We start from the raw sequence: 10542 nt of genomic DNA, 5'->3' as shown, positions 1-10542 counted from the left end.
TCAGAGAGTATATAGTGCAGACCGCGAACAACCAGCACCGCCGCGCGCCCCACCCCCCACCCCCCCCCCCCCCCCCCCCCCCCCCCCCCCCCCCCCCCCCCCCCCCCCCCCCCCACCGTGCGGCCGGGGTCGCGACCACGAGCCTGGGGTGAGGGGCCGGCGTCAGACCGGCAGGACCGACTCGATGGCGGCCCGGACCTCGGGGGCGTCGGGCTCGGTGCGCGGCCGGAAGCGGGCCACCACCTCGCCCTGGCCGCTGAGCACCCACTTCTCGAAGTTCCAGGCGACGTCGCCGTCCTGCCCGTCCACGTCGGGCACGGCGGTGAGCTGCCGGAAGAGCGGGTGCGCGCCCGGGCCGTTCACCTCGGCCTTCTCCGTCAGCGGGAAGGTGACGCCGTAGGTGGCCGAGCAGAACTGCTCGATCTCCTCGGCGGTGCCGGGCTCCTGCCCCATGAACTGGTTGCAGGGCACGCCCACGACGGTGAAGCCGCGGTCGCGGTACTCCTCGTGCAGCGCCTCCAGCGCGGTGTACTGCGGGGTCAGGCCGCAGCGGCTGGCCACGTTGACGACCAGCGCCGGGCCGCCGGCGGTCAGCTCCCGCAGTGTCGTGGCGGCGCCCTGCAGCGTGGTCACGGGCGTGTCGAGGAGGTCGCTCATGCCCGGCCGCAGCGCCGCCGGCCGAGGGTTCATTCCAGGCCGGCCCCCACCGCGGCGCCTAGGGTGGTGGGCGTCCGGCACGAGGAGGTCCCGTGGAGTGGCTGCTGATCACGGCGGCGGTGCTGGTGGTGGTCGCCGCAACCCTCTACGTCCGGCGCGGGCCGCGGCAGGAGGAGTGGCGCGACGAGCTGCCCGACGGCCGCCTCGACCGCGACCGGACGGACGGCCCGGACGCGCGCGGCGCGGTCAACAAGCACAGCTGGATGCTGGGCGGTGGAGGGTCCGGGGGCTGAGCCCGGCGGTTCAGCCCAGACCGCTGGCGTCGTCCGGGACGTCGACGGCGTAGCGGCGCAACGCCTCCAGCGGCACGACCTCCAGGGCGCGGGCGTTGGTGGCGGCCAGCACGACCCCCGCCGCCGCACCCGCCTGGTAGGCCTGGAGCCAGCGGGTGGCGACCACGCACCAGCGATCGCCCGGCCGCAGCCCGGGGAAGCCGTATTCCGGGCGCGGGGTGCTGAGGTCGTTGCCCAGCTCCCGCTGCACCGCCAGGAACTCGGTGGAGACGACGGTGCAGACCGTGTGCCGGCCGAGGTCGTCGGGGCCGCTGCGGCAGTGCCCGTCGCGGTAGAAGCCGGTGACCGGGTCCGTGCCGCAGGGCTCCAGCGGCCCACCGAGGACGTTCCGCTCGCCGGCGGGGTCGGGCAGCACGGGCCCTCCTCGGGTGGGCGTGGTCGGCGGGCGTCCAGGATGGCATGGTGCGGGCGTGAGCGAGATCCCCGAGATCCTCTGGCGGCCCACCGCCGCGTCGATCGCCGGCACCCGGAGCGCCGCCTTCGCCGGCTGGGTGGCGCAGCGCCGCGGCCTCTCCTTCGGTGACCCGGTCGACTACGACGCCCTGTGGCGGTGGTCGATCGAGCACCTCGACCAGTTCTGGGGTGACCTCGCCCGCTGGACCGGCGTGCTCGACGTCCCCGATGACCAGGTGCTCACCTCCCGCGAGATGCCGGGCGCGGTCTGGTTCCCGGGGACGGCGGTCAACTACGCCGAGCAGGTGTTCCGCCAGGCCGCCGACGACCGGCCCGCGCTGATCGCCGTCGCGGAGGACACCGAGCCCGTCGAGATCCCGTGGGCCGAACTCCGTGGCCAGGTGGGGGCCTTCGCCGCCACGCTGCGCCGCCTCGGCGTCCGTCCCGGTGACCGGGTCGCCGGCTATCTGCCCAACGTCCCCGAGACGATCGTCGCCTTCCTCGGCGCGGCCGCGGTCGGGGCCGTCTGGTCGTCCTGCGCGCCCGACTTCGGCACCCGCGCCGTCCTCGACCGGTTCGCCCAGATCGAGCCCACCGTGCTGGTCGCCGTCGACGGGTACCGGTTCAACGGGCGAGCGCACGACCGGCGTGAGGTGGTGGCGCAGCTGCGCGAGGCGCTGCCCACGGTGCGGACGACGATCGCCGTCCCCCGGATCTTCCCCGACGAGGTGCCCGACGGCGCCCTGCCCTGGGCCGACGCCGTCGCCGACCGGCAGGACCCGGCGTTCGAGCCGACGCCGTTCGACGCGCCGCTGTGGATCGTCTACTCGTCGGGCACGACCGGGCTCCCCAAGGGGATCGTGCACGGTCACGGCGGGGTGGTGCTGGAGCACCTCAAGTGGGGGCTGCTGCACCAGGACCTGGCGCCGGGCGCCCGCTTCTACTGGTACACCTCCACCGCCTGGATGATGTGGAACGTCGTCGCCTCCTCGCTGCTGTCGGGCGCCACGGCGGTGCTCCACGACGGGGCGCCCGCCTACCCGACCGTGGACGCGCAGTTCGCCCTCGCCGCGAAGGTCGGGATCACCCTGCTGGGCACCAGCCCCGGGTACCTGGGCGCCTGCCAGAAGGCCGGCGTCCGCCCGGGCGACGACCACGACCTCTCCGCGCTGCGCGTGCTCGGCTGCACCGGCTCCCCCCTGCCCGAGGCCTCCTACCGCTGGGTCTACGACGCCGTGGGCACGGACCTGCAGCTGGTCTCCGCGTCCGGTGGCACCGACGTCGCCACCGGTTTCATCGGGAGCTCACCGCTGCTCCCGGTCACGGTGGGCGAGCTGCAGCGGCCCATGCTGGGTGTGGCCGTGGAGTCGTGGAACGAGCAGGGCGAGCCGGTGGTCGGCGAGCTGGGGGAGCTGGTGGTCACCGAGCCGATGCCCTCGATGCCGCTGTACTTCTGGAACGACCCGGACGGCGCGCGGTACCGGGCGGCGTACTTCGAGCCGTGGCCCGGGGTGTGGCGGCACGGCGACTGGCTGGAGATCACCGAGCGCGGCACCTGCATCATCACCGGCCGGTCGGACTCCACGCTCAACCGCGGCGGGGTGCGCATGGGCACCGCGGACATCTACGCCGCCGTCGAGGCCTTCCCCGAGGTCGTCGACTGCGTCGTGCTCGGGGTCGAGCTGCCCGAGGGCGGCTACTGGATGCCGCTGTTCGTGCAGCTCGCCCCGGGGGAGGAGCTGACCGACGAGCTCGTGGGGCGGCTCCGGGAGGAGATCCGGACGACGGCCAGCCCGCGCCACGTGCCCGACGAGGTCATCGCCGTCCCCGGCGTGCCGCACACCCGCACCGGCAAGCGGCTGGAGGTGCCGCTCAAGCGGCTGTTCCAGGGCGTGGACCCGGCGAAGGCCGTGAACACCGGCACCGTCGACGACGCCGCGCTGGTCGAGCACTTCATCCGGCTGGCGAGGGACCGCACGCACTAGCCGCACCGACCGCCCGGCGGTCAGCGGGCGGTGCGCGCCAGCGTGGCGAAGAAGGCCCGGATGTCGCCGGCGAGGACGTCCGGCCGTTCGAGCGCCGCGTAGTGCCCCCCGCCCTCGAACTCGCTCCAGTGGACGATGGCGTCGTTGTCCCGCTCGGCGAAGGCGCGGATGCTCTTGAAGTCGTCGGAGAAGACCGCGACGCCGACGGGCGAGTGGTTGACGGCCGGCTCGCGCTGCGCGTGGGCCTCCTCGAAGTGGTACCGGCCGACGCTCGCCGAGGTGTTTGTGAGCCACTCGAGGGTGACCTCGGTGAGGATCTGCTCGGTGGTGACGAGGCTCGTGCCGTTGCCGAAGGACTGGAAGAGCTCGTTCCACGCGAGCTGCCCGACGGGGGAGTCCGACAACGCGGCGGCGACGGTCTGCGGGCGCGAGGCGTTGAGCGCGTTGTAGCCGCCGACCGACTGGAACCACTGCAGGTGCTCCAGCGCCGCGTGGTCCTTCGGCTCGAGCTTCTCGAACTCGGCCGGGTCGCCCGAGGGGAACGAGAACAGCTGCAGGACGTGGGCGCCGAGGAAGCCCGCCGGCTCGAGCAGGCCGAGTTCGCGGGCGACCATCGCCCCGGTGTCGCTGCCGTGCGCGCCGTAGCTGTCGTAGCCGAGCCGTCGCATGAGGGAGTCGTAGGTGCGGGCGACGCGGGCCGTGGTCCAGCCGCGGTCCGTGACCGGGGTGCTGAAGGCGAACCCCGGCATCGAGGGCACCACCACGGAGAAGGCGTCCTCGGCCGCACCGCCGTGGGCGACCGGATCGGTCAGCGGGCGGATGAGCTCGAGGAAGTCGACGAAGGAGCCCGGGTAGCTGTGCAGCAGCAGCAACGGGGTGGCGCCGGCCTCCACCGACGGAACGTGCAGGAAGTGGATCGTCTGGCCGTCGATATCGGTGAGGAAGTGCGGGAACTCGTTCATCCGCGCCTCCGCCGCGCGCCAGTCGTACGCGGTGCGCCACTGCTCGACGACGTCGACCAGGTAGCTGTTCGGGACGCCGTAGGTCCAGTCGTCGCCCGGGGCGGGTGCCGGGAAGCGGGTGCGCCCCAGCCGGGCGAGGAGGTCGTCGAGGTCGGCCTGCGGGATCTCGACCCGGAACGGCCGGATGCCGGTGGAGGAGGTGGTCGGAGTGTCCGTCGTGGAGGTCATGGGACGAACCTAGGAGGCCAACAGGAACGGTTCGTTCCTGTTGGTGCGAGGATTCTCCGGTGCTCGAGACGTCGGCCCGCCTGCTGGCCCTGCTCGCCCTGCTGCAGGCCCGGCCGGCCTGGTCGGGGCCGGAGCTCGCGGACCGTCTGGGGGTGACGACGCGGACCGTCCGCAACGACGTGGAGCGACTGCGCACCCTCGGCTATCCCGTGGAGGCCACCCGCGGCTCGCTGGGGCGCTACCGGCTGGGGGCCGGCGCATCGCTCCCGCCGCTGCTGCTCGACGACGACGAGGCCGTCGCCCTCGCGCTCGGCCTGCGGGCTGCGTCGGCGAGCGCGATCGAGCGCGTCGCGGAGACCAGCGCGCGGGCACTGGCGAAGCTCGAGCAGGTGCTGCCCGCACGACTGCGCCGCCAGGTCGGCAGCCTGACGGCGGCCACCACCCAGATCGCCGACGACGCGGGCACGCCCGAGGAGGATCCGCCGGTCGACCCGACCGTGCTCACCGCGGTGGCGGCGGCGATCCGGGACGTGGAGTGGCTGCGCTTCGAGCACGACGGCGTCCGCGTGCTCGTCGAGCCGTACCGGCTCGTCAGCTGGGAGCGCCGGTGGTACCTGCTGGGTCGCGAGCCGGAGAGCGGCCGCTGGCGGGTGTTCCGGGTCGACCGCCTGGCCCTCGGCCCCCGCACCGGCCGGCGGTTCACCCCGGAGCCCCTGCCCACCGAGGACCTGCGCGCCTACGTCATGCGGGCGGTGGCCTCGGAGGGGTGGGCCGTCCACGCCCGGATCACCGTGCTGGCGCCGGCCGCCGAGGTGCGTGCCCGCATCAACCCGGCCGTCGGCGTCGTCGAGCCGGTCGACGCGCGCACCAGCACGCTCGTGACGGGGGCGGACAGCTTCGAGACGATGGCCGTGTACATCTCGCTGCTCGACCTGGACTTCCGGGTGCTCGAGCCGCCGGAGCTCGTCGAGCGGCTGCGCGTTCTCGCGGCCCGCTACACCGCCGCCACGACGTGACCCACCCGTGAGGCTGCTCACCTCGCGGGTGACGACGGCGTGCCGGGGGAACAGGCAGCCGCCAAGGTGGAGTGATCACCGCCCTCGACGAGGAGGACGCGCCATGACCAGCACCGACGAGATCCGCGAGCCGCAGCCGCCGGTGCTGCTGCCGCCGTGGCACACCCCGGAGCGGGAGGCGCTGCAGGAGCAGGCGCGCCGGTTCGCGATGGAGGAGGTGCTGCCGGTCGCGAACGAGCTCGACCCGCAGAAGGGCGAGATCCCGGCGTCCCTGCTGGCGCGGCTGGCCGAGCTGGGCTACTTCGGCATCACCGTGCCCGCGGAGCAGGGCGGACTGGGCCTCGGCGTCTTCGAGTACTGCATGGTCAGCGAGGAGCTGGCCCGCGCCTGGATGTCGACGGCGAGCATCCTGGCCCGCTCCCAGGGTCTGGGGACGGCGGTCCTCGACGCCGACCGGCGGCACGAGCTGCTGGGCCGTAGCGCCCGGGGGGAGTGGATCGGCGCGATCGCGCTCTCGGAGCCCGACGCCGGCTCCGACCTCGCCGGCGTCTCCACCCGGGCGGTGCTCGACGGCGACGAGTGGGTCGTCACCGGCCGCAAGCGCTGGTGCGGCAACGCCAAGGCCGCCGACTTCATCCAGGTCCTGGTGCGCGAGCGCGACCCGGAGCCGGGGGAGTCGCGCTCGGCCGGGCTGATCAATCTGCTGCTGGAGAAGGAGCGCGGGGAGTTCCCCGAGGGCCTGTCCGGCTCCCCGATCGACAAGATCGGCTACCACGGCTTCCTCACCTGGGACCTCACCTTCGACGGCGTCCGGATCCCCCGGGAGAACGTGATCGACCAGGCGAAGGCCGCGCAGGAGGAGAGCGCCGAGGAGGGGGACGCCGCGAAGCAGGCGGGATTCGCCGAGGCGCAGAAGTTCCTCAACACCGCCCGCGTGCACACCGCGGCCCGGGCCGTGGGGCTGGCGCGCGCGGCGCTGGAGGACTGCATCCGCTACCTGCAGGAGCGCGAGCAGTTCGGCCACCCGATCGGCGACTTCCAGGCGCTGCGCTTCGCCGTCGCCGAGATGGCCGCGCAGATCGAGCAGTCGCGCGCCTTCTACCGCCAGGTCGCCCACCTGCTCGACCTGGGGCTGCCGGTGCACAAGGAGGCGTCGATGGTGAAGCTGGAGGCCACCGAGATGTCGGTGCGGGTGACCAACCAGGCCATGCAGCTGCACGGCGGGAACGGCTACACCACCGAGCGGCAGGTGGAGCGGCACTGGCGGGACGCCCGGCTGACCACGATCTTCGAGGGCACCAGCGAGATCCAGAAGCGGATCATCAGCGACCGGCTGCTCCCCCGCTCGCCGCTGGGCTGAGCCGGCCCCGCGACTGTGCGCTGATCGGGGTGATGAGCTGCCCAAGACCCCGATCAGCGCACAGCGGCGCTAGATCAGTCCAGCGCGATCGGCATCAGCATGCTGAGGTCGCCGGACCGGCCCGGTGCCCGCATGACCAGCGGCGCGATCGGCCCGTCGAGGTCGAGCACCAGCTGGCCGGCGTCCTCGGCGTCCAGGGCCTGGAGCAGGAACTCGCGGTTCACGCCCACCTCGACGTCGCCGAGGCTCAGCACGGTGGCGGCGTGCTCGGTGCCGTCCTCCGGGCTGCGCACCGTCCGGATCGGGGCGGCGGCCAGCTGCTCGCGGAACCGCGCGACGTCGACCTCGACCCGGGAGCTGCCCGACGCCCGCACGATCCGGCGGTAGTCGGGGAAGTCGGCGTCCACGCGGCGCCCGCGCACCGACCTGTCGCCGGCCGCGAGGACGACGTCCGCGCCGTCCACCGAGACGGTCAGGGGGCCGTCGTCGGGCGTCAGGGTCAGCAGCGCCTCGTCGACCAGCGCCACGGGGAGGACGGCGCTGACGGCCTGGCCCTCCACGGCGGCGTCGGCCAGGGTTCGCACGGCCAGGCGGTAGCGGTCGGTGGCCACCAGGCGGACGTCGTCGGCGTCGGCGTCGAGGAGCACGCCGGTGAGCGCCGGGAGTTCGGGGTCGCGGCCGACGGCGAAGCGCACGCCCCGCAGGGCGTCGAGGAAGGTCGCGGTCGTGCTGCGGATGCTGGTCATGAGGCTCTCCTGGGCCAGTAGGGATCGGGCGTGGAAGAGCTCGCGGCGGGCGTCGGCCAGCCCGTCCTCCAGGCGCCGCAGGTGCGCCTCGAGGACGACATCGGCGACGGCCGGGTCGTCCCGGTGCTCGACCACCCGGCGGATCTCGGCGAGCGGCATGGCCACCCGCCGCAGCCGGGCGACGAGCCGGGCGACGACGACCTGCTCGTCGCTGTACCAGCGGTAGCCGATCCACGGGTCCACGCGGGCCGGCACGAGCACGCCGGCGCCGTCGTAGAACCGCAGGGCGCTCACCGTCAGGCCTGAGTCGCGCGCCATCCGGCCGATCCCCCGCATGCGTTCCTCCACGCCCCGGACCCTCGGGCCTCGACCGGGTCGAGGGTCAAGCATCGCCCGCCGGGCGGACGGACTCCAGCGACCGGCGGACGGCCCCGGCGATGTTTCCGGCGTCGAGCAGGTCGTCGTCGGTGGTGGCCCGGGCGCGGCGCAGCTCGGTGGTGAACTCGGCAAGCGCGGCATCGGCCCGGCGGACGGCCTCGGGGTCGGCCGTCGCGCCGCCGACCGAGCGGAGCACGTCCGCCAGGGCGGCCAGGGCCCGGGATGCCGGAGGTCGCAGCCGCGGCCCCAGCGGGACCGTCTCCAGATCGGCGAGCTCGGTCTCGGCGATCAGCTGGGTGAGGTCCTCGACGAGCAGCGTCAGGCGCTCGAGCGCCCGGGCCTGCCGGTACTGACGGTCGGCCGCCTCCCGGTACCGGGTCGCGCGGCGGTTGCCCCGGCGGGCCTCGTCGGTCAGGCGGACGGCGTCGCGCATGTGGGCCAGCAGCGGGTCGAGCGTGCGGATCCGGCCGCGCCACTCGTCCTGCGTGGGTGGGTGGTCCTGCCGCAACCCGTCGACCAGGTCGTCCAGCTGCCCGGCGAGGGCGTCCCGCAGGGTCGCGAGCGTCTGTTCCGCCGGTGCCAGGGGAAGCGGCGGGAAGGCGGCGGTCACGGCGAGGCCGACGAGCGCCCCCATGAAGGTGAGCCCGAGGTAGCCGAGCACGTACGCCGTCGTGTTCTCGTTGCCGAAGAGCAGGATGAACAACGCGGCCGTGGACAGCCAGCTGCTGGCGCTGCCCAGCCACTCCCACCCGGAGAGCACGACGCTGACGGCGATGACGACGGCGAGGGTGACCAGCCGCTGGCCGATCAGCACGTCGCCGACCAGGGCGACCCCGGCACCCAGCGCGATGGCGGCGACCGTCTGCACCGACGAGCGGACCGAGCCGGCCAGGGTGGACGCGGTGGTGGCGATGACCGCGCCGAGCGGGGCGTAGTACGGGTAGTCCGAGAGGGGGCCGGGGACCAGGAGGGCCAGCCACCAGGCGAGCGTGGCCGCGACGGCGGCTCGCACCGCGAGGCCGATCCGGGGGTGCCGGGCCCAGGTGCGGCGCGCCGCCCCCCACCAGGAGCGGCGGTGCCCGGACCCGTCGCCGGACCGGGAGCTGGAGTGCTGCATCACCGTCCCGTCCGTCGCCGGGAGGTCGTCCTCCCGGACCTGGCATTGCACCACGGCGGGCGGGGACGCGCTGCCGCGGCCGAGCTCGTGGTCAGCCCGTGGGCGCGGCCTCGTCGGCGTGCGCGACGTGGGCCAGCTCGCGCCAGATGAGCGCGAGGATCACCGCCGAGCCGACGAAGGCGAACCAGAACGGCCCGGTGATGCCCCACACCTTGGCGATGACGCCGCCGAGCGCCTGGCCGGCGACGATCCCGCCGAACACGCCGATGTAGTAGAGGCTGCCCACCCGGCCCTGCAGCTCCGTGGGCACCGCCCGCATGCGGATGGTCCGTGACGTCGTCCCCCAGACGAAGAGGTGCGCGCCGAAGACGAACAGGATCGTCGCCGCGACCCACGGGACCGTGGTCAGCGCCAGGCCCAGGTGCGTGAGGGTCTCGATGACCAGCCCGACGCGCATGAGCAGGGCGAGGTCGGCGCGCCGGGCCAGCCAGTCGTAGGACGCGGTGCCGAGCAGGCCCCCCACCGCCGTCACCGTGGTCAGCAGCCCGAACCCGATCGCGCCGAGCCCCAGCCGGTCGGTCGCGTAGAGCACCAGCACCGACCACGCGGCGCCGTAGGTGACGTTGAAGGTGACGATCGTGATCGTCAGCGTGCGCACCGGGCCGTTGCCCCACGTCCAGCGCAGCCCCTCGACGATCTCCCGGCCGACGTGCCGCCCGCCCGGCGCGCGGGGGAGCGGGGGCAGCGCCATGCGCACGAGCAGCAGCGCGCCGAGCGCCACGCACAGCCCCTGCACCAGGAACGGCCAGGCCGAGCCCGCCGCGAACAGCACCGCGCCCAGGGCAGGGCCGGCCATCTGGTTCATGGTCAGCGCACCGGCCATCATCCGGGCGTTGCCGACGCCGAGGTCGGCGCGGTCGACGACCATCGGCAGCAGCGTCCCGGAGGTCGTGTCGGCGAAGACCTCGGCGGTGCCCAGCAGGAACATCGCGGCGAGGACCACCGCGATGCCCGCTCGGCCGGTGACGAGGGCGAGTGTCAGCACGCCGAGGACGACGGCGCGCGCCACGTCGACGGCGATCACCAGCAGGCGGCGGTCCACCCGGTCGGCGAGCACCCCGGCGTAGAGGCCGAACAGCAGCCAGGGCAGCCGCTGCAGCAGGGCGGCGAGCGCGACGAGGAAGGGGTCGCTGGTCTGGGACGCCACCAGCAGCGGCCCGGCGGCCAGCGCGATGCCGTCGCCGAGGTTGGTCACCCAGGAGGAGCCGACCAGCCAGCGGAACGGCGTCCCCATGCGCGCCGGGAGCACTGCTTCGACGACCCGGCCCACGAGGTGAGGAGCTTAGG

General features: G+C 74.2%; 10 protein-coding genes. 4 read left to right on the top strand and 6 right to left on the bottom strand.

Translation table 11 applies throughout. The features are described from left to right. Nucleotides 1-162: 162 nt before the first annotated feature. Complete coding sequence (locus tag ACI79K_RS13985; RefSeq protein ID WP_456590050.1) at nt 163-657, bottom strand: glutathione peroxidase; 495 nt, start codon at nt 655-657, stop codon at nt 163-165. Between the two features lie 92 nt (nt 658-749). On the opposite strand from ACI79K_RS13985, the gene ACI79K_RS13980 reads away from it, so the two are divergent. Further along, nucleotides 750-950, top strand: a complete 201-nt coding sequence (locus ACI79K_RS13980; RefSeq protein WP_456590051.1) for a hypothetical protein — start codon at nt 750-752, stop codon at nt 948-950. Between the two features lie 10 nt (nt 951-960). On the opposite strand, the gene ACI79K_RS13975 is transcribed toward ACI79K_RS13980, so the two are convergent. Then, complete coding sequence (locus ACI79K_RS13975) at nt 961-1365, bottom strand: DUF2237 family protein (protein ID WP_456597769.1); 405 nt, start codon at nt 1363-1365, stop codon at nt 961-963. 55 nt (nt 1366-1420) lie between these two features. On the opposite strand from ACI79K_RS13975, the gene ACI79K_RS13970 reads away from it, so the two are divergent. Further along, nucleotides 1421-3388: an acetoacetate--CoA ligase gene (locus ACI79K_RS13970; RefSeq protein WP_456599997.1), complete on the top strand. Its 1968-nt coding sequence runs from the start codon at nt 1421-1423 to the stop codon at nt 3386-3388. 20 nt (nt 3389-3408) lie between these two features. On the opposite strand, the gene ACI79K_RS13965 is transcribed toward ACI79K_RS13970, so the two are convergent. Next, nucleotides 3409-4578: an epoxide hydrolase family protein gene (locus tag ACI79K_RS13965; protein WP_456599996.1), complete on the bottom strand. Its 1170-nt coding sequence runs from the start codon at nt 4576-4578 to the stop codon at nt 3409-3411. A gap of 59 nt (nt 4579-4637) precedes the next feature. Between ACI79K_RS13965 and ACI79K_RS13960 the strand changes: the two genes are divergently transcribed. Together ACI79K_RS13960 and ACI79K_RS13955 are read left to right on the top strand one after the other, a co-directional pair. Beyond that, nucleotides 4638-5594 (top strand): helix-turn-helix transcriptional regulator, encoded by a 957-nt coding sequence (locus ACI79K_RS13960; RefSeq protein ID WP_456599995.1) that lies wholly within the window; start codon nt 4638-4640, stop codon nt 5592-5594. 103 nt (nt 5595-5697) lie between these two features. Then, nucleotides 5698-6954, top strand: coding sequence for an acyl-CoA dehydrogenase family protein (locus tag ACI79K_RS13955; protein WP_456590056.1), 1257 nt, complete (start codon nt 5698-5700; stop codon nt 6952-6954). A 74-nt stretch (nt 6955-7028) separates the two neighbouring features. Here the strand turns inward: ACI79K_RS13955 and ACI79K_RS13950 are convergent, their stop codons facing one another. The 3 genes from ACI79K_RS13950 to ACI79K_RS13940 form a co-directional block, all read right to left on the bottom strand. Then, nucleotides 7029-8018, bottom strand: coding sequence for a DNA polymerase III subunit beta family protein (locus ACI79K_RS13950; protein ID WP_456599994.1), 990 nt, complete (start codon nt 8016-8018; stop codon nt 7029-7031). 64 nt (nt 8019-8082) lie between these two features. Then, the gene (locus ACI79K_RS13945) at nt 8083-9195 is read right to left on the bottom strand and encodes an FUSC family protein (protein WP_456590058.1); all 1113 of its coding nucleotides are present in this window, start codon (nt 9193-9195) and stop codon (nt 8083-8085) included. Nucleotides 9196-9286: 91 nt separating this feature from the next. Beyond that, entirely contained in the window at nt 9287-10525 is a 1239-nt protein-coding gene (locus ACI79K_RS13940) for an MFS transporter (RefSeq protein ID WP_456599993.1), read from the bottom strand. Nucleotides 10526-10542: the final 17 nt, after the last annotated feature.

Source organism: Blastococcus sp. SYSU DS0616 (assembly GCF_054051015.1).
This window is presented reverse-complemented; position numbering and strand designations above follow the sequence as displayed.

Excerpts from the sequence above, each read along its gene's own strand:
- ACI79K_RS13965 (WP_456599996.1), bottom strand. The coding sequence starts at position 4,578 with ATGACCTCCACGACGGACACTCCGACCACCTCCTCCACCGGCATCCGG.
- ACI79K_RS13985 (WP_456590050.1), bottom strand. The coding sequence starts at position 657 with ATGAGCGACCTCCTCGACACGCCCGTGACCACGCTGCAGGGCGCCGCC.
- ACI79K_RS13955 (WP_456590056.1), top strand. The coding sequence starts at position 5,698 with ATGACCAGCACCGACGAGATCCGCGAGCCGCAGCCGCCGGTGCTGCTG.
- ACI79K_RS13950 (WP_456599994.1), bottom strand. The coding sequence starts at position 8,018 with ATGGCGCGCGACTCAGGCCTGACGGTGAGCGCCCTGCGGTTCTACGAC.
- ACI79K_RS13945 (WP_456590058.1), bottom strand. The coding sequence starts at position 9,195 with ATGCAGCACTCCAGCTCCCGGTCCGGCGACGGGTCCGGGCACCGCCGC.